This is a genomic window from Mesorhizobium sp. 113-1-2 (genome assembly GCF_016756475.1).
Classification (GTDB): domain Bacteria; phylum Pseudomonadota; class Alphaproteobacteria; order Rhizobiales; family Rhizobiaceae; genus Mesorhizobium; species Mesorhizobium loti_C.
This window is the reverse complement of record NZ_AP023242.1, coordinates 3,343,941-3,362,483: the sequence shown is the minus strand read 5'-3', so window position 1 is coordinate 3,362,483 and position 18,543 is coordinate 3,343,941. Positions and strand designations below refer to the sequence as shown.

Sequence of the window (18,543 nt, the reverse complement as noted above, 5' to 3'; positions counted from 1 at the left end):
GCGAATGTCTATCGCTGCTTTGAGCAACCCGCAGCACTGCCTGCCCTCTTGCAGTTTGGTTCTAGATGACCGCAGTGACCCTGCCTGCCTTATCGAGGCGACACCCGACTTGCGCTTGCCGGACTTCGATGCCGCCGCGTCTGGCATAGTCTATTCGCACCTTGATCGGCGCCGTGAGCGCCCCCCCAAATTGACGCAAGGCACCTGCGCTGACGGCGCGGACACGGACGGCACCAAGCGGCTTGGCAGCGGACATGATCGCCGTGCGGCAGGCTTGTACGACCGCGGCTGGCGTGCCGGGTTTCGCTGTCAGCCCCTCCAGGGCTCCAAAGGGATATCCCCTGGTGAGGTCGCCCTGGCCGTCTTTGGAAGGCCTGAGGACGGGTGGCAGGACGATCGATTGCCTGGTGGTCCTGGTAAAGGCTGTGGCTGTCGTGGCAGAGGTGGTGGCTGTCGTGGTGGTGCCTGTCGCGGCAGCGGCCTGACCACCGGGCGCGGTTGCCGATCCGTTTTCGGCGGACGCAGCGGCGCCCAGGCCGACACCGGTGGAAAGGCCTCCACCTGAGGTGCCAACGTTGCCGCCGGCACTGACGCCGGCGTTGACCGACCCGCCGCCCGTGCCGACCGAAGCTCCGACGTTTGCTCCGCCAACGCCGCCGACGCTTGCGCCCACCCCGACGGATGCGCCTTGCGAGCCGGCGCTCACCCCAGCACTGACCCCAAGACCGCCGACCTTACCGCCTAAACCTGCATCGAGCGCCGAGGCAGGCCCGGTTGCGATACCGATCGTCAGCGCGGCTGCGAAGTATTTTTTCACCGTCATCCTCCCTGCACTATGCATTTCACCCACCTTGTGTCTCACGGCGGAAGTGGTCGGGTTGGCAGCAAGGCGGGGGGAAGAGCAATGGTTGCCAGCATGACAGGCTGCGGTGACTTTGGGCCCTTCACCTTACGTTTTTTCGGCAAGCCCGGTTTACGGGCTGCGACCGAACGCGGTGGTGAACTTGCAAGCGCACTCTTGGAGGCATTAGGCGCGCGCACCACGGCCGCTGTCCGACGCTTGTCCTTGATGGCGTCGATTTCCTCGCGCGCGGCACTGAGGCTGCGGGCCAAGCCGTTGGCCCTTTCACGTTCCTGGTCCAGCGCCGCACTCAAGTCTGTCGAGCTTTGCTTCAACGCGTCGCGTTCCTTGCGGGCGCTGTCGAGGTCGCGCATGGCTGAATCCGCTCGTTGACGTTCCAGCTCGAGTGCTTTTCTGGCCTGGTTTGAAGCGGCGTCGGCCACTTGCCGATCCTTCGCGGCCCTGGCCTGCTCCGCTGCGGCCAGATTTGCACCTGTCTTGAGAGCATCGATCGTCTGACGCGCCGTGGCGAGTTCCTGTTCCAGGAGCTCAACCTTATGGCGCTCCTCATCAAGCGCCTGCGTCGCAGCGGAGTCGGCCACTTGCCGGTCCTTCGCGCCCTTGGCCTGTTCCGCTGTGGCCAGATTTGCGCTTGTCTTGAGAGCATCGATCGTCTGACGCGCCGTGGCGAGTTCCTGTTCCAGGAGCTCAACCTTATGGCGTTCCTCATCAAGCGCCTGCGTCGCAGCGGAGTCGGCCACTTGCCGGTCCTTCGCGCCCTTGGCCTGTTCCGCTGTGGCCAGATTTGCGCTTGTCTTGAGAGCATCGATCGTCTGACGCGCCGTGGCGAGTTCCTGTTCCAGGAGCTCAACCTTATGGCGTTCCTCATCAAGCGCCTGCGCCGCATTGGCCCGAGGGGCATCCGTGGAGAGTGGCGCTTCGGGCATGGCGTCTTTCTTGCTATCCCAGAGACTGGCTTCCGCCCGGAAATTTTCGATGGCACGCTGCGCGGTCTCCAGATTGGCCGTGAGCGCTTCGTCCGTCTGCTGCTGCTGTTTCAGGGCCTGCGCTTGCCTGGCCAACTCAGCCCGTGCCGCGGCCAATTCGCGGCGCAAGGCCTGCTCATCCTCGCCGGGCAGCGTTCGCGCGCCCTTGAGAGCCTGAGTTTCGCTGAGCGTCACGGATGCATCGGGCGCCTGCTGGCTATTTGCCGGAGACGCCAACAGCAGAATGAGGATCGACGAAACGAGGGACAGCATGGCGTTGCACCCCATGCCACGCATCCCCTGAAGTACAATCGAAGGCCGTCGTTTAACAAGGGTGAAGTCACAGCGTGGATATTTTGACGTAGTCCCCTGCAAGTGATCCATCACTTAACCTCACTTGGCGCGACCCTCACCGCGATCGTATTCTCCACTTAATTCGAGCCACGGCGCTGGATGCCGCGTCACCTGGACGCTATCTTCAATTTCCTTGGCTGTTGTCATTCGAACGAACGAAACGTTTCCCCTGAGACGGCTCTGTTCGGATCAGCCGCGCCGAGCATGCTCCGGCGGGTGCCCGTCGGTCCCTACACCAACATCGCACTCGCCGTGCGCAAGGACCCGCGCATCGTCGAACGGGTAAAGAAGGTCGTCGCCTTGGGCGGCAGCTACACGCGCGGCAACATCACGCCGGCTGCGGAGTTCAACGTCTATGGCGACCCGGAAGCCGCCGACGTGGTGTTCCGGGCGAATTGGGACGTCACCATGGTGGGGCTCGACCTCACCCACCAGACGCTGGCCACCCCCCGGCCTGCAGGACCGGGTGCGCGCCATTCGGCGGCCCGATGGCCAAGTTCATCTTCGATATCTGGGAGTTCATAGCGACCACGCATGGCGGCCTGCTGCAGATCAAGTATCCCGCCATCCATGACGCCTGCTGCGTCGCGGCCATGATCGACGGAAGCGTCTTCACCACCGAGAAGGCCGACATCCGCGTCGAGCTTGCCGGCCGGTGGACCAAGGGCATGACGGTGTGCAATTTCGAGAAGATGGGCGGCATGCACCATTTCGGCGGCACGGCGAGCGAGCAGACCGACTTCCGCCACAGCGTGGCGATGAGGCTCGACCATGCGAAGTTCTGTGACCTGATCGTGGATGCGCTGGAACGGTTGGTCAGGCAGAAATCGTGACAATCAAATAGTGATAGCGGACGTTCAAGAAGGGCTAAGGCGGCTGAGCCCGTAAGCAATGGCATCTTCGATTTGGTGTTCGAACACCTCGGCGTCTCCCTCTTCGACGATGCCCATGATCGCGCGCTGATAGGCATCCCCGAGTGCCAGCGCCACGATCCCGCCAGCGATTGTCAGTGACGCGCTGGAAGGGACCGCGCCAGGCTCGAGCAACCCCGCTATGCGCTGCCGGATAACGCGCATGCCGGACAGCTCAAACACCTTTGACAGAGCGGGAAAGCGCCACCCGTCGGCGACGATCAAGCGATAGAGCGCCAGCGCGTCCGGCTCGAGAAGGGCCGTAATGAAGGCGTGCAGCTCTTCAGCAAGCCGGTCCGCCCTGGGCTTGTTGATATCGGGAGGCGCGGCGTTCTCGATCTCCTCGCGCATGTACTCACACATTGCGGTGACCAATCCCTCAAACAGCGCCTCCTTGCTTGGGAAGTGACGATAGAGGGTCATTTTCGCGATGCCCCCTTCCGCCGCAACCCGGTCCAGCGTCGTGCCGCCGAGGCCATCCCTCAGCAGAATGGGACGCGCCGCACGCAGGATCGAGGCCCTCGTCTCGGCCATCCGCAGCCTGCGCGGATCGTCGTCCCGCCACTTTCTGGAGCTTCCTTCTTGCATGCGATACGATTCCGTCTTATATGATTTTATACGATACGATTGTGTATCGCCTTATAACCCGTAGAGGTCAATATGCGCAACCCCGTCGATCTGGCCCACCTGTTCGCCGACATCATGAACAGCCACAACGCTGAACGCTTCGCCGAACTGGTTTCTGAAGACTACGTCAACCACAACCCCGGCGTCCGGCCCGGCCTGGCCGGTGTCGTTGAGTTCATGGGCCACTGGTTCGAAACCCTCTCCGACACCCACGTCGTCGTCGAGGACGCCTTTGCCGTCGGCGACCGCGTCGTCGGCCGTTACACCTACACGGCCCGCCACACCGGACCGTTCATTGGTGTTCCGGCATCGGGCGCCGAAATTGCCATGCGCTCGATCGATATCTGGCGCGTCGAAGGCGATCGGTTCGTCGAGCACTGGGACGAGCTCAATCTGCAGGAGGTTCTACACCAGATGGGCGCCTACCCCACGGGTGCCTACCCCACGGGTGCCAACCCCACGGGTGCCAACCCGGCGCAAGGAGCTCCGCGATGAGCATCGCCCTGGTCTTGAACGGGATCGTTGCGCTGGCGTTCGCCGGCGCCGGCCTGGCCAACCTCGTCAATGCCGGCAACGCCGAAGCGGACTTCCAACGCTGGGGCTACCCCAAGGGGTGGCGTTTGTTGACGGCGGGTCTGGAGCTCGCAGGGGCAGCGGCTTTGCTGTTTCCACCCACGCGCATCATCGCGCTGGTCGGCCTCACGCTTTTGATCCTCGCCGCGCTGGGCACGCTGATCAAGGCGCGCGAGGGCTTCAAGCACCTCGCCCCGGCGATCGGCTTTACTGTCATGATGCTGGCGGACGCAGCCGTGCTGCAGGTCTGGGCCTAAGGATGCAATCCTCAATGTCGCGGCCATTGAGATCATGCAACGGTGGCAGCGAGAACTGCCGCCGTTTCAGCGCGTCTGCTCCAGTGCGCGGCGTGCCGTTCTGGGCCTCCTGGACAAACCGCGTGCCAACAAAGGGAATTCAGTCCATTCGCTTCGCGCTGGTTTTTTAGTAGGCTGTCGGGAGGCAAGGTCGAGGATCCGGCGTGACGGAAGTCAACGATCGTCTTCTTGAAAGCAAGATGACCAAGGTGGAGCAGGCGCGAGCCTGGAGCCCACGCGTCATCTCGAAATTCGAGACGCTGATCAGGAGCGCCGACGACAACTCACTCTATCGCGTTAATCCGCGGTCCTTTGCCCGCGACCGCGCAATCGCCGAGCCAGAAGCAATCGACCTCTTCCTTCATGCCGCCCGCTGTGGCTTGTTTGACATGAGCTGGGATGTGCTCTGTCCCCAGTCCGGGATGGTGCTCGATAGTTTCGGCGCCCTGCGCACGCTGAAGACCCACTACGTCTGTGGCCTGTGCGACGTATCGGGCGACACCGACCTCGACGACTTCATCGAGGTCACCTTCTCGGTATCGCCGAAATTACGGCGCCTGCCCTACCACGACCCCGAGACGCTCCCTGTCGAGGATTTTCACTGGAAGCTCCACTTCGGACATGACGGGCGGCTGCCGGGGCAAGACGTTCGCTTTCTTGACGTTCTGCGCGGCTTCGTTCGGGGCATGACGTTTCTGCCGCCCGGCACCACCACAGTGCTCCGCGCCGACCTGGGACCGGGCGCCCTTTCGGGCGTCAACGTGCAGACGCAGGCCGCATTCGCTGTGCCGATATCAGGCGATCCGGCGTTGGAGCCGACGCTTCTGAAGATCGATTATGACGGCAAGCGTTTCGTGCCGGCGTTGCCCACTGTGCCAGCTGGTCCGATTGTCATTGAGGTCGCGAACAGGGGGACGGCGCGAGGTTCGTTGCTTGTCATCAACTGGCCGCCCGAGCTTGTCGCGCTGACCACCAAGCCGGCGCTCGATTTCGACCCTTATGTCTCCGGTGGAGCGCTGCTTGCGCGGCAGACCTTCCGCCAGCTCTTCCGGTCCGAACGTGTCGACGAGAAGGAGGGGCTCGGCATCCGGCAGATCACCTTCCTGTTCACGGACCTCAAGGGTTCGACCGCAATGTATGAGCGCCTGGGTGACCTCAACGCCTATGCTTTGGTCCGCGAGCATTTCGCTTTGGTCAACGTGGCGGTTCAGCAGCATTCCGGAGCGGTGGTCAAGACGATTGGGGACGCGGTGATGGCTGTATTCTCGCAGCCGTCGGATGCGATTTCGGCGGCACTCCACATCTTTGAAGAAATCGACCGCTTCAACGGCGACCATGACGGGCCAGGGATCATCCTCAAGATCGGCGCCCATTGTGGACCGTCGATCGCCGTGACGCTCAACGACAACCTCGATTATTTCGGCCAGACGGTGAATGTCGCCGCGCGCGTGCAGTCCTTGGCAGAAGCCGGACAGGTCTGCATTTCCGAGGCGCTCTATTCCGCGCCCGGGGTTCGCGAAATGCTTGCCGGCCATCGTGTCGTGGCTTTTGACGCGCCTCTTCGAGGTGTGGAGGGTGACGCTACTGTCTATCGCATCGTGCGGGGATAGACGCGATTGCGTGCCACGCCCTTTCGCACGCCCTGTGCGGCACATTGCAGCCATTGGCAACACGGTCAATTGGCACTCGATCAGCTCAGTTGGCCGAGATCAGTGCGCCACGCCATCGGATGCGTGCAGCAGTCTCCACGTCGAGCCAACGCGTCCGTCGAACTGCGCGGCAAAATGCTCCGCGGCCACATCCTCCAGGCCGTCATCGACGAGTGCCTCGATGCTTCGCCGCATCAGGGTAAGCTGCATCTGCCTGGCGTGTTCCCGGTCGGCCTCCCGCATGATGGCCATGACGTGGTAGGCGACGACGGGCTGGCCGAGGCACGACATCAGCGCGTTGGCCTCGGCTGTTACGGCAGTAACCGCATCTTCGATCTTCATTCTGGCGATCCTCATCAAGAATGATGCTGACGCCTCCCCGCAAGGCGACGGTGATCCGTCGCTTCTTTTCTTCAAGTTCACTGCCGCGCACGAACGAATGTTGCGCGCCAGGCTGACAATTGCTGTCTTCTCCAGCCCCTCGACCACCCTCGTTCGGCCCAAAAACAATATCCGCCAAATTTGATTCAAAGGCGACCGGATAGTTAACTGATGGTTAATGGCGGTGCTTGCCATCCCTCGCCAATCGGGATGTTTCGCCTCGACGTTTCCTGCCGCGCAATAGCCGCAAAGCTGCCCGATGGCTGCCGGACCTGTTGATCCGCCACGAAGAAAGGTTCTGTCATGCGGTTGGTCTGGACGGTCATGTTTGCACTTGCGAGCAGTGCGGCCTTCGCCGCCGCACCCGAGGACGATTATATCGCCGCGCGCGACAAGGCGATTGCGGAAATCGCGGCGATGGACAGCGCCAACACCCCGGTGGAAACGCTCGATGCGGCCAATGAAAAGGCCCGCGCAGACCTCGAAAAGCGTCTCACCGCCTTGCTTGGCCCCTTCACGGTCAAGGATTTTCCGGCGGCCGGCACGATCAATCTCGAAAGCCTCAGTTCTTCCGATATCGGCTTCGGCATGCTGGACGGGCTGCGCCACGGCACCGATGATGGCCCCAGCATCGTGGCATCGACACGCGGCCTGGTCGAGCGATGGCTGCAATCGCGCGCCGCCGAGACGGATGCCGATCTCAAACTGCCTACCGGCTTCGACGCGGCGCTGAAGCTCGATGCCTTCTACACCCAGGCCATCGGCAGCGACGCCGCCTTCACCAGCACGCTCGACTTTGCGCTGAAGAAGCCGGATGGCGCCGACATGGCGATCGCCCGGCTCGGCGGCTGGGCACAGGATATCGGGCCGAACTACAACCAGGAGGTCGTCGTCACGGTCGTCAAGGGCAACAGCGTCCTGATCGCCGAAGCGCCCGCGACACCGCCCATCCCGAAGATCGCGGCCTGCGATGCCGTCTGGACCGCCGCCGACGCCGCCGCCCAGAAGCTGGCCAAGCAGGCCACAGACGACAGCGACGAGAACACATCCGACGCCGCCAACGCCGCCTGGACGAAGGGCGACAACGACTTCCGCGCCTGCCTGGGCAAGAGCCTGCCGGCGGATGCGGCCTTCCCCGCGCTGCTCGCCCAGGCGCAGACGTTGGCGGATCACATGGCCGGGAAGTAGGCGCGAGAGAGAGGCGCGACGCTGACGCTGCCAATCTCCCCACCTGTGGGGGTTGAGGAGCGGTCCGCGCAGCGGACGGCTCCTCAACCCCCACAGGGGAAGATCGATAGTTTCGCCGCCGGCGCCCTCTTGTTGCCCTCGCATTCCACCACCATATGGTCGGCGCGCTGGCCCAACCGATAGGGTTGCCAGCACCGCAAAAAATGGTTGAAAGGAAGTCCCGCAAGCGCTTCGGCGCGGCGGGCGGACGAACAGCGTGGGGAAATCTGAATGACGACGGATACGAAAGCGACGGAAACCAGGGCGTTCGAGGCGGATGTCTCGCGGTTGCTGCACATGATGGTGCATTCGGTCTATTCCGATAAGGACGTCTTCCTGCGCGAGCTGATTTCCAATGCCGCCGACGCTTGCGAGAAGCTGCGCTTCGAGGCCGTCAGCCGTCCGGAATTGCTGGGCGAGGATCCCAAGCCGCGCATCTCGATTTCGGCCGATCCGGACAACAAGCAGATCACCGTCGAGGACAACGGCATCGGCATGAGCCGCGACGACATGGCCGAGGCGCTGGGCACGATCGCCCGCTCCGGCACGCGCGCCTTCATCGAGCGTGTCGGCTCAGGCAGCGAGGACACGCAACTCATCGGCCAGTTCGGCGTCGGCTTCTATTCCGCCTTCATGGTGGCCGACCGCGTGGACGTCATCAGCCGCCTGGCCGGAAGCGAGGAGGCCTGGCGCTGGTCGTCCGACGGCAAGGGTTCGTATGAGATCGCGCCCGCCCCGCTCGAAGCCGCTCCCAAACGCGGCACCCGTGTCGTGCTGCATCTGATGGACGATGCCGTCTCCTTCACCGGCTCCTACCGGCTCGAGCAGCTGGCCAAGTCGCAGTCGGGCCATGTGCCGGTGCCGATCACGCTCGTCGAAAAACCCGGCGCCGAGGCGCGCGACATAGCCGACGGCACCGCGCTTTGGGTGCGGCCGAAGAGCGAGATCAAGCCCGAGGAATACACCGACTTCTACCGCAGCGTCGCCGGCCAGTATGACGAGCCGGCCGCCACCATCCATTTCCGCGCCGAGGGCCGGCAGGAATACTCCGTGCTCGCCTTCGTGCCGGGGTCGCGTCCGTTCGATCTGTTCGACCAGGACCGCAAGGGCCGCATGAAGCTCTATGTGCGCCGCGTCTTCATCACCGACGACGCCGACCTTCTGCCGCGCTATCTGCGCTTCGTGCGCGGGCTGGTCGATTCCGCCGACCTGCCGCTCAACGTCTCGCGCGAAATGATCCAGGAAAGCCCGCTGCTCGCGTCGATCCGCAAAGGTCTGACCAACCGCGTGCTCGGCGATCTCTCGAAACTGGCCGAGAACGAGGCCGAGGCCTATGCGAAGATCTGGGAGAATTTCGGCGTTGTGCTGAAGGAAGGGCTCTATGAGGATTACGAGCGGCGCGAGCAATTGCTGAAGCTTGCCCGTTTCCACTCGACCGCCTCCGGCGAAGCCTGGCGTGGCCTCGCCGACTATGTCGCCGCGATGAAGGAAGGCCAGAAGGCGATCTTCTTCATGGCCGGCGACGACCGCGCCCGGCTCGAAGCCTCGCCGCAGCTCGAAGGGTTCAAGGCGCGCGGCATCGAGGTGCTGCTGCTCACCGATCCGGTCGACAGTTTCTGGGTGACGATGGCGCCGGACTTCGACAGCAAGCCGTTCAAGTCGGTCACGCAAGGCGTGGCCGAACTGTCCGACATTCCACTGCTCGACGATGCCAAGAAGCCGGACGCGGCGGCAGCGCCTGAGGTCGACGGCTTCCTGGCCTTCGTCAAGACCGCGCTCGGCGATGCCGTCTCGGATGTAAAAGCTTCCGACCGCCTGACCGAAAGCGCCGTTTGCCTGGTCGCACCCGAACATGGCCCCGACCGGCAGTTCGAGCGGCTGATGAACGCCGCCGGCCGCCTCGACAAGGCGGCGAAGCCGATCCTGGAGATCAATCCGCGGCATGAGCGTGTGCTGGCGCTGGCCGGACTGGGCGAGGACGAGCAGGCCTTCAAGGACGACGCCGCCCACCTGCTCTACGACGAGGCGCGCGTGCTCGACGGCGACAAGCCGGCAGATGCCAGGGCATTTTCGCAGCGTCTCGCCCGGCTGATCGAGCGCGGCATTTCCAAGAGCTGAGGCAGCGCTTCGTTCCCGGCTTCATTGTCCCGCAGCAGTGGCGGGCATGCGGTTGGGATGTCTGAGATGGGTTGGTGTGATGCCCGTCTGCTGGCGGAACACACGGCTGAAATGGCCGGCATTGGTGAAGCCGCAGCGATAGGCGATATCGCCGATCTGCAGGTCGCTGCCTTCCAGCAGCGACCTGGCATGATGCACCCTGAGCGCCAGGTATGCCGCCATCGGGCCGATGCCGAGCTCCGTGCCGAAAAGCCGCTCGAGCTGGCGCCGCGAGCAGTTCAGGCGGTCCGCGATCTCGCTGACCGGCAGCGTCTCCTGCAGGTTACTCTCCATCAAAAGCAGTGCGCGCTTCACCGCGCGGCTCGACGCCGCCGGAAACAGGTCGCCGACGGGCTGCACGTCGCGGCTGCTTCTGATGCGGTCGAGCACCAGGATCTTGGCCGCCTTTTCCGCCGCCTTGTGGCCGATGAACTGCGACACGAAATGGCCGGCAAGGTCGGCCGCACCCGTGCCGCCGGCGCAAGTCGAGCGGCCACGGTCGACGGAAAACAGGCTGTCGGCATGGGCGTTGACATCGGGGAACTGGCTGCGGAAATCCTTGATGTGGAACCAGCTGACGGCTGCGGCGTAGCCATCGAGCAGGCCATAGCGCGCCAGCACGAAGCTTCCGGTGCACAGCGCCGTCAGCGGCACCCCCTTCTCGGCCGCCCGCAACAGGAAGGCCTCCTTGTCGGAACTCAGGCTGCGGTTGGTGTCGAGCAGGCCGCCGACCACCACGACATTGTCGAAATCCTCAGGATTGCCGATCCCCTTGGTCGGCAGCAATTCGACACCGCAGCTTGCCCGGATCGGCAGGCCCCGTTCGCCGACGATCTCCCAGTCGAACTCGATCCTGCGGCTGCGGTCGCCCTCGTCGCCCGCCAGCCGCAGCGTGTCGATGAACAGCGACAGCGGCGACAGGGTGAAGTCGCGAACCAGGAGAAAAGCAAACCGCCTAGCCATTGTGTGTCCGGAGCCGCCTTGTCTCAAGCTTATTCAGCCAACACATTATCCTGGAACACCGGACGATGTGTTTGCCAAAAGCGGCACCGGACTTCTCGCTTGTTGCCGGCCGCGCGGTCCATAGCGCCTTCCCTCGACACGTGCCGTCACGGCTTTAAGGGGCATAGGATCGCCCTCCGGCTCGGACCACGTGCAATTCCAGCGGTCGAGGCGCCGATGGGACAAAGAGAGGTTTGGTCAGCGCCTCGGGAATTTCAATTTCGCAACGATCTGACCCGTCGTTGTAGACCAGCGCTCCTTGCGAAATCCGTAGCGCAATATTCGAACCACGCTGGGGTTCATTGGACCACCTATCCAGGGCCGCTATGCTGTCCGGCACGGCAAACCTTTGAAACAGTTGGATCTCGGGAATGAGGAATTTTGGTCGCAGCATTACTGACCAAATTCTATAAGGGAGGAACGTGATCGAAAAATCACTCTTGCTTTCCAGGTCGTCGATATCGGCCATCACTCGCTGAAGTCCGCCCATGCAACTCAGGAGCATGCGATGGAAATTTGGTGGCCAAGGTGAGAACAGAAGATGGCCGGGCAGTTTGTACCTCATATTGCCACTTTTTGTTCGCCTCCACGGCCAAGGGCAATCTTGGTCCGAGTCAGTCGATCGAACGAGAAGCACACCTTTGGTCTCGCGGATTACGGGCCAGAAATTTCTCGCGGGTGAACGGCGAATTGCTTCGTGAAGCTGCGCAATAGCCTGAGCGACGGGGACAGCTTTGGCCAACGCATCGATGGCCGTGGATACATTCGGCCCTTGCTGGCGTATGTATTCCTCCGCCAAGGGCCGATTTAGACTCCTCAAATATCCGCGATAAGTCCGCATATGCTCATTGTGGCCATCATCCTCGCGCTTAGTCACTGATCAAATCCATTTGCCCAAACCGCAACCTATTATTCTATCTATTATCCACTCAACTTCGCAGCCAAATATGGATACCAGTTTCATTTCCTAAAGCGAAACTGAAGAGTGTCTCCGGGTCAAAACAGCAAATGCCCGGACGCACCAACGTCCGGGCTGTCCTTCAAAGCAGAGGCAGGCTCGCTTCACTTCTTGCCGACGCCGGCAGCTGCCTGTTCGATGATCTTGGCGACAGCCGCCGGATCGGAAACGTAGACCGCGTGGCTGCCGGGCACTTCCACCGTCGTCGCGCCGGCCCGGGTCGCCATCTGGCGCTGTGCCGGCGGCGGGATCATGTGGTCGTCGGTGGCAACGAGATACCAGCTCGGCTTCACCCTCCAGGCCGGCTTGGTGACCTTGCCTTCGAGCGCGGCGATACCCCACGGAACCTGCGAGTCCGCCATGAAGGAAGCGAGCGAGGGACGCACATCGGCGGCGAAGGCAGCGGCGAACTTGGCCTTGTCGAGCATCAGGAAGCCGTCGACGGGCGGCAGGATCGGCGGCACGGACGCGCCGGGAGGCGGGTTGGCGATCAGGGTCGAGACCGACTCGCCGGCATCCGCCGCGAAGGCCGCGATATAGACGACGGCAGCCACCTTCGGATCGGTGCCGGCTTCCGACACCACGACGCCGCCATAGGAATGGCCGACCAGGATGACATCGCCTTTCGCCTCTGCGATGGCGCGCTTGGTCGCCGCGACATCGTCGGCGAGTGAGGTGGTCGGGTTCTGGACGATGGTGACATCATAGCCGTCCTTCTTGAGCTGGTGGTAGACGCCTTCCCAGCCGGAGCCATCGACGAAGCCGCCATGAACGAGGACGACGGAATTTGCTGTGGTGTTCGACATTTGAGTTCTCCGTTTCAAAGTGTTGTTTGCGTTGGTTGCAGGAGGACTATGCCGCAGGGCCGGCGGACGCGCTTTGAGACGACCTTCAGGACCTCTTGATTTTCCCTTGAGATGGCTTTGATTTTGCGGCCACGACACCGCTAAGGTGGTGGAGTCGCAATCTTCCACGCGCCTGGAGCCAGCAATTTGCCGTATCTTTTCGAGGATTTCGCCCTGGACGGCGACCGGCGCGAACTGCGCCGCGGCAATGAACTGGTCCCCATCGAGCCGCAGGTGTTCGACTTGCTTCAATATCTGATCGGCAATCGCGAGCGTGTGGTCAGCAAGGACGACCTGGTCGATGCGGTCTGGCAGGGACGCATCGTCTCGGATGCGACGCTGGCCAGCCGCGTCAACGCCGCGCGCAGCGCCCTGCGGGACAATGGCGAACAGCAGCGCCTCGTCCGCACCTTCCCGCGCCGGGGCTTTCGCTTCGTCGGCACCGTACGCGAAGAGGCCGGCGCCGAGGCCATCGCGCCCATCGAGCAGGCGAAGCCTGGCCTTGGCATTCCCGCCCGCCCCTCCATCGCCGTGCTGCCCTTCGTCAACCTGAGCGGTGATGCCGATTAGGACTATTTCGCCGACGGCATGGTCGAAGACATCATCACCGGCCTGTCGCGCATCCGCTGGCTGTTCGTCATCGCGCGGAATTCTTCGTTCACCTACAAAGGCCGCGCGGTGGATATGAAGCAGGTCGGGCGCGAACTCGGCGTGCGCTACGTGCTGGAAGGCTCGGTGCGCAAGGTGGGAAGCCGCGTGCGCATCACCGGCCAGCTCATCGACGCCGAGGACGGCAGCCATCTGTGGGCCGAGCGCTACGACCGCGAGCTGACCGACGTGTTCGCGCTGCAGGACGAGATCACCATCAGCGTGGTCGCGGCCATCGAGCCCAATCTGCGCCGGGCCGAGATCGAACGCGTCAAGCGCAGGCGGCCCGACAGTCTCGACGCCTACGATCTTTTCCTGCGCGCGCTGCCCGATGTCTACACCTTCATGCCGCAAGGCGCCGCCAAAGGCCTGCCGCTGCTCGACCAGGCGCTGGCCATCGAGCCGAGCTATGCGCTCGTCCACGGCTTCGCCGCCTGGGCGCATCAAACGCTTTTCATCCGCGGCGGCATGCAGGCGGAGCACCGTGAGAAGGCCTCCCGCCACGCCCATGCGGCGATCGAGCACGGCTCGGGCGATGCCATGGCGCTGGCGCTGGCCGGCTTCACCATCGGCCTGGTCGAGCATGACCGCAGGCTGGCCGACGAGGCGTTTTCGCAGGCACTGGCGCTCAGCGCCTCCTGTGCCTTCGTCTATACGTTCGGCTGCGTGCCGGTGGCCTATGGCGGCGACGCGGCCCGCGCCATCGACTGGTGCGAGCAGGCGCTGCGACTGAGCCCGCTGGACGCCATGAACTGCGTGCCGCAAGGCATGATCGGCTTCGGCAATTTTCTCGCCGGCCGGCATGAGCAGGCTGTCGTGGCAGGCCGGCGGGCGGTGGAGATGAACCCCGGCTTCAGCATCCTGCACGGATGGCTGGCCGCACCGCTTGCCAGGCTCGGCCGGCTCGACGAGGCCAAGGCGGCGGGAGCGCGGATGTTGGCGCTCGATCCGCATTTTGCGATTGGCCGCTGGTCAGCGGCGGTGGGGCTGGCGCCGGAGATTGTCGGCGAGGTGACCGACGCGATGCGGATGGCGGGATTGCCGGAGTGATTTGCAGTGGGGTGGCCGGAGCCTCCCCAGCGTCGTCATCCCTGGGCGAAGCAGGAGCGAAGCTCCGTCGCGGAGACCCTGGGATCCATGCCGCGACTCTGGACGTGGAATGCAGCGGAGCAGAATTCTGCGCCGCCGCGACGCTTTGAAGTCGCGGCATGGATCCTCGGGTCTGCGCCGCGTCGCTACGCTCCTTGCTCCGCCCGTGGATGACGAAGCGATGGATGTTCCGTCGATCGCCAAGGCATGCGATGCATGAACGACCCGTCAAAGCCTCTGTGCAGAGCAACCGGTCGGTCCGAGAGCGCGATCTAGATCTGCGGTTCCGTTTTCTTGTCCGGGCTACCTTGCCCCAGGCGCGGCTCCGTCCCGGCCAGCAGCCGCCGGATGTTGGCGCGGTGGCGCGCGATCACATAGAGCCCACCGGCAATCACCAGCAGCCGGTAGGGCAGCGGTTGCTCCATGCCAAGGACGAGAACGATCGCCGTCAACGCCGCCAGCATCGAGCTCAGGGAAACAATCCTGGAAAGTGCCAGCACGGCGCAGAAAACCGCTGCCGCGCCCAGACCGATCGGCCAGGACAGCGCCAAGAGCACGCCCAACCCCGTCGCGGCGGATTTGCCGCCGGTGAAATTCAACCAGACCGAACGGCCATGCCCCAACAGCACGGCAAGTCCGGCCAGACACACCGCCCAGGGTACGAAGCTTTGCAGGTCAAGCCCTGCCGGCGGCGTCAGGAACGGCAACGCATAGAGCCGTCGGATAAACACGATCGCCGCCACGCCTTTCAACACATCGACCAGCAGCACCACCAAGGCAGGCCCTTTTCCCAGCGCTCGCAACACGTTGGTTGCGCCGGTTGATCTGGAGCCATGCTCGCGGATATCGATGCCCGTGAGCAGTTTCCCCGCCAGATAGCCGGTGGGCACGGACCCGAAGAGATAAGCGATCGCCAGTCCAGCCACGCTCGCTATCCAGAAAACCATGGATTTACCTTGTTGCTGCAGGCCAATCGCCACGACCTTATATAGCCGCTCTCGGAAAAGGCAGAGTTTGGTAAGCCCAACTCCTTCGCTCAACTCGAGGAACGCTCCGGTCGTACACCGCCCAAGGAGTGGTTCATGCAAAGCCCACCCGAATAATGTTCGCAAATCCAGCACCCACATAGGCGCTTCGTCAAGTTATCTGGCCCCGACACGTCCGGAAGCGCCGGCGACGCCGGTCGTTTAAGCACTACTCCGCCCAGTAAGTTGAAATGCCCCGCACAGCGGATACCGAAACTTCCCGCCAACCTGGAAGGGCAAATTTAAGCGTTTGCTACTAGGCTCGATCGATGAGCTATAGTTCAGGAAAGGTATCCGGGTCGAATTGGCCATTACTGGATTCAGCCTCGGCCGCGTGAGACGGGCCATCTTTTCTTCCGCCAACTTGCCGGCGGCGATCGCTTTTGTCGTGCTTCTGGTCTGCTCCGTCGTTGCCGACCAGCAGAACCGAAGGGTCTCTGATCAACTGGCGCGCGCCGACGTGCTGGCCAAGGTCAACATCATCCGCGCCAAGCTCGAAGGCAACATAAACGGCAATCTCCAGCTTGTTCAGGGGTTGGTCTCGGCCATCGATACGGAACCCTATATGGGCCAGCAGAGATTTGCCTCGCTTGCCGGAAATCTGTTCGAGCAGAAATCGCAATTGCGCAACATTGCCGGCGCGCCCGACCTCGTCATCTCGCTGATGTACCCGATGGAAGGCAACGAGAAAGCCATCGGGCTCGATTACCGCAAGAACGAAGCGCAGCGCATGGCGGCGCTGAGGGCGCGCGACCAGCGGGTGCTGGTGTTTGCCGGCCCGGTAGACCTTGCCCAGGGCGGGCGCGGCTTCATCGGCCGCATTCCGGTGTTCGTGCCGACGGCGGGCGGCGGCGACCGCTTCTGGGGCATCGTCTCCGCGGTGGTCGACGTCGACCGGCTCTACGCGGCAAGCGGGCTGACCGACCCGGATCTCGACATCGATGTCGCACTCACCGGCAAGGATGCGCTGGGCGGCGGCGGCGACCGCTTTTTCGGCGGCGACCAGGTCGTCGCCGGAAATCCCGTATCGGCCGACGTGCAGCTACCATCAGGCTCCTGGCAGATTTCGGCCATTCCCAAGGGCGGCTGGCCGGCGGCTCCGAAGAACGAGTGGACCTTGCGGTCGCTCATGTTGCTCGCCGGAGCGCTGGTGGTGGTGCCGATCATGGTGGCCGGTCGGCTATTCGGCGAAAGGCAGAAAAACTACGCCGAGCTGAGACGCCTGTCCGGACGCCTGGAGCTGGCGCTTGAAGCCTCCGGTATCGGCGTTTGGGAACACGACCTCACCACCAACGAAATGGTGTGGGATGACCGCGTCAACGAGATCTACGGCAAGTCAGCCGACGGCAAGCCGCGCGGCTATGATGACTGGGCGCAGGCGATCCATCCTGACGATCTTGCAAGGGCGAGACAGGACTTCGATCTCGCCGCGGCCAAAAAAGGCCCCTACTCCTCACAATACCGGCTCCTGCGCCCCGACGGCACCGTCCGCCATGTGCGCACGCGCGCGACCTACTTCCAGGACATCGGCGGAACGCCCAAGCTGATCGGCGCCGAATGGGACGTGAGCAGCGACGTGCTGCTCAACGAAAACCTAATTCGCGAGCGCCAGTTGACGGAATCAAAGAATGCCGAACTCAATCTCGCCAAGGCACATATCGAGTATGCGGCGCTGCACGATTCGCTGACCGGCCTTCCCAACCGCCGCTATCTCGATGAACTGCTGGCCGAAAACGGCGAACCGGACCGGCGCACGGCACTGCTGCACCTGGACCTCGACCGCTTCAAGCAGATCAACGACACGCTCGGCCACGCCGCGGGCGATGCCATGCTGGTGCATGCCTCCAAGGTTATCCAGGCCAAAGCGGGCCGTGACGATTTCGTTGCGCGCATCGGCGGCGACGAGTTCGTCGTGGTGAGCCGTGGACTTGACGACGACCAGCTCTCGGCGCTTGCCGGCCGCATCATCGAGGAGATGCGCCAGCCGGTCGATTATCGCGGCCATCCATGCCGTTTCGGGGTCAGCATCGGCATCGCCGCCAACAGCGGCGTCGACGTGAAGCAGTTGCTGGTCAACGCCGATCTCGCGCTTTACCGGGCGAAGAGCCGTGGCCGCAACCGCCACGAATTCTTCAACGAGGAATTGCAGAGCGAGATCGTGCGGACCAAGCAGATCGCCGACGAGATTCTCGGCGGACTGGAGCGGCACGAATTCGTCGCCCACTATCAGCCGCAGTTCGACGCAAGGACGCTTGAGATCGTCGGCGTCGAGGCGTTGTCGCGCTGGAAGCATCCGCGAAGGGGCATCCTGGCCCCCGACGCCTACCTCAAAGTGGCCGAAGAACTCAACGTCGTGGCGCTGATCGACCGCATCGTCCTCAAACACGCGTTGGAGAATTTCGAGCGCTGGTCGCGCAGTCATCTCAACATCCCGCGCGTGTCGGTCAATGTCTCTGCCAGGCGGTTGGAGGATAAGGACTTGATCGAGGGCCTGCGCAAGCTGGCCATCAAGGCGGGAACCGTGTCGTTCGAGTTGGTGGAGTCCATCTTCCTCGATGAAAACGACGATCTGGTCACTTGGAATATCGACCACATCAAGGAGCTCGGCATAGACATCGAGATCGACGATTTCGGCACCGGCCACGCCTCGATCGTCTCGCTGCTCAAGCTGCGGCCGCGTCGCCTCAAGATCGACCGCCAACTGATCACACCCATTACCGGCTCAATGGCGCAACGGCAGCTGGTGGCGTCGATCATCGAGATCGGCAAATCGCTCGGCATCGAAGTCGTTGCCGAGGGCGTCGAGACGATGGAGCACGCGCGCATCCTCAAGGAACTTGGCTGCGATATCCTGCAGGGCTACCTTTTTGGCCGCCCGATGGAGGCCAAGGCCTTCAAGGCCTTCGCGCAATCGCGCAAATGGCTGGCCGCGGGGTAGTGGCCCTACCCCTGGCGTTGCCCTTGGCCTCCGCCT

At 63.2% G+C, this 18,543-nt stretch carries 18 protein-coding genes; 10 read left to right on the top strand and 8 right to left on the bottom strand.

Features of this window, described 5'->3' with window-relative positions; translation table 11 throughout:
* Positions 1-61: 61 nt before the first annotated feature.
* Both JN279_RS16260 and JN279_RS16255 read right to left on the bottom strand, forming a co-directional pair.
* Entirely contained in the window at positions 62-823 is a 762-nt protein-coding gene (locus JN279_RS16260; protein ID WP_244734624.1) for a hypothetical protein, read from the bottom strand.
* Between the two features lie 35 nt (positions 824-858).
* Positions 859-2,100: a hypothetical protein gene (locus JN279_RS16255; RefSeq protein WP_202353342.1), complete on the bottom strand. Its 1,242-nt coding sequence runs from the start codon at positions 2,098-2,100 to the stop codon at positions 859-861.
* A gap of 285 nt (positions 2,101-2,385) precedes the next feature.
* Between JN279_RS16255 and JN279_RS38245 the strand changes: the two genes are divergently transcribed.
* The gene (locus JN279_RS38245) at positions 2,386-2,706 is read left to right on the top strand and encodes a nucleoside hydrolase (RefSeq protein WP_244734622.1); all 321 of its coding nucleotides are present in this window, start codon (positions 2,386-2,388) and stop codon (positions 2,704-2,706) included.
* Positions 2,670-3,014, top strand: a complete 345-nt coding sequence (locus JN279_RS38240) for a nucleoside hydrolase (RefSeq protein WP_244734621.1) — start codon at positions 2,670-2,672, stop codon at positions 3,012-3,014. The genes JN279_RS38245 and JN279_RS38240 overlap by 37 nt, the downstream gene beginning before the upstream one ends.
* Before the next feature lie 24 nt (positions 3,015-3,038).
* Here the strand turns inward: JN279_RS38240 and JN279_RS16245 are convergent, their stop codons facing one another.
* Positions 3,039-3,680: a TetR/AcrR family transcriptional regulator gene (locus tag JN279_RS16245; RefSeq protein ID WP_202353341.1), complete on the bottom strand. Its 642-nt coding sequence runs from the start codon at positions 3,678-3,680 to the stop codon at positions 3,039-3,041.
* A 72-nt stretch (positions 3,681-3,752) separates the two neighbouring features.
* Here JN279_RS16245 and JN279_RS16240 point away from each other — a divergent pair, with 72 nt between their 5' ends.
* From JN279_RS16240 to JN279_RS16230, 3 genes are all read left to right on the top strand, one after another.
* Complete coding sequence (locus tag JN279_RS16240; protein WP_202353340.1) at positions 3,753-4,214, top strand: ester cyclase; 462 nt, start codon at positions 3,753-3,755, stop codon at positions 4,212-4,214.
* Positions 4,211-4,549, top strand: coding sequence for a DoxX family protein (locus tag JN279_RS16235; protein WP_202353339.1), 339 nt, complete (start codon positions 4,211-4,213; stop codon positions 4,547-4,549). The genes JN279_RS16240 and JN279_RS16235 overlap by 4 nt, the downstream gene beginning before the upstream one ends.
* Before the next feature lie 203 nt (positions 4,550-4,752).
* On the top strand, positions 4,753-6,198 hold the full coding sequence (locus tag JN279_RS16230; protein WP_202353338.1) for an adenylate/guanylate cyclase domain-containing protein: 1,446 nt from the start codon (positions 4,753-4,755) through the stop codon (positions 6,196-6,198).
* A gap of 99 nt (positions 6,199-6,297) precedes the next feature.
* Here JN279_RS16230 and JN279_RS16225 read toward each other — a convergent pair whose 3' ends face one another.
* Positions 6,298-6,579, bottom strand: coding sequence for a hypothetical protein (locus JN279_RS16225; RefSeq protein WP_244734619.1), 282 nt, complete (start codon positions 6,577-6,579; stop codon positions 6,298-6,300).
* A 342-nt stretch (positions 6,580-6,921) separates the two neighbouring features.
* Between JN279_RS16225 and JN279_RS16220 the strand changes: the two genes are divergently transcribed.
* Together JN279_RS16220 and htpG are read left to right on the top strand one after the other, a co-directional pair.
* Entirely contained in the window at positions 6,922-7,806 is an 885-nt protein-coding gene (locus JN279_RS16220; RefSeq protein WP_202353337.1) for a hypothetical protein, read from the top strand.
* Between the two features lie 270 nt (positions 7,807-8,076).
* Positions 8,077-9,963, top strand: a complete 1,887-nt coding sequence (gene htpG, locus JN279_RS16215; RefSeq protein ID WP_202353336.1) for a molecular chaperone HtpG — start codon at positions 8,077-8,079, stop codon at positions 9,961-9,963.
* Positions 9,964-9,984: 21 nt separating this feature from the next.
* Here htpG and JN279_RS16210 read toward each other — a convergent pair whose 3' ends face one another.
* From JN279_RS16210 to JN279_RS16200, 3 genes are all read right to left on the bottom strand, one after another.
* On the bottom strand, positions 9,985-10,965 hold the full coding sequence (locus JN279_RS16210) for a GlxA family transcriptional regulator (protein WP_202353335.1): 981 nt from the start codon (positions 10,963-10,965) through the stop codon (positions 9,985-9,987).
* 154 nt (positions 10,966-11,119) lie between these two features.
* Entirely contained in the window at positions 11,120-11,473 is a 354-nt protein-coding gene (locus tag JN279_RS16205) for a hypothetical protein (protein ID WP_202353334.1), read from the bottom strand.
* A 593-nt stretch (positions 11,474-12,066) separates the two neighbouring features.
* Positions 12,067-12,768, bottom strand: a complete 702-nt coding sequence (locus JN279_RS16200) for an alpha/beta hydrolase (protein WP_202353333.1) — start codon at positions 12,766-12,768, stop codon at positions 12,067-12,069.
* A 186-nt stretch (positions 12,769-12,954) separates the two neighbouring features.
* Between JN279_RS16200 and JN279_RS38235 the strand changes: the two genes are divergently transcribed.
* Positions 12,955-13,377: a winged helix-turn-helix domain-containing protein gene (locus JN279_RS38235; RefSeq protein ID WP_244734617.1), complete on the top strand. Its 423-nt coding sequence runs from the start codon at positions 12,955-12,957 to the stop codon at positions 13,375-13,377.
* 18 nt (positions 13,378-13,395) lie between these two features.
* Complete coding sequence (locus JN279_RS16195) at positions 13,396-14,505, top strand: tetratricopeptide repeat protein (RefSeq protein WP_244734615.1); 1,110 nt, start codon at positions 13,396-13,398, stop codon at positions 14,503-14,505.
* A 311-nt stretch (positions 14,506-14,816) separates the two neighbouring features.
* On the opposite strand, the gene plsY is transcribed toward JN279_RS16195, so the two are convergent.
* Entirely contained in the window at positions 14,817-15,491 is a 675-nt protein-coding gene (plsY, locus tag JN279_RS16190; protein WP_202353742.1) for a glycerol-3-phosphate 1-O-acyltransferase PlsY, read from the bottom strand.
* Positions 15,492-15,903: 412 nt separating this feature from the next.
* Between plsY and JN279_RS16185 the strand changes: the two genes are divergently transcribed.
* On the top strand, positions 15,904-18,507 hold the full coding sequence (locus JN279_RS16185; RefSeq protein WP_202353332.1) for a bifunctional diguanylate cyclase/phosphodiesterase: 2,604 nt from the start codon (positions 15,904-15,906) through the stop codon (positions 18,505-18,507).
* Positions 18,508-18,543 lie beyond the last annotated feature (36 nt).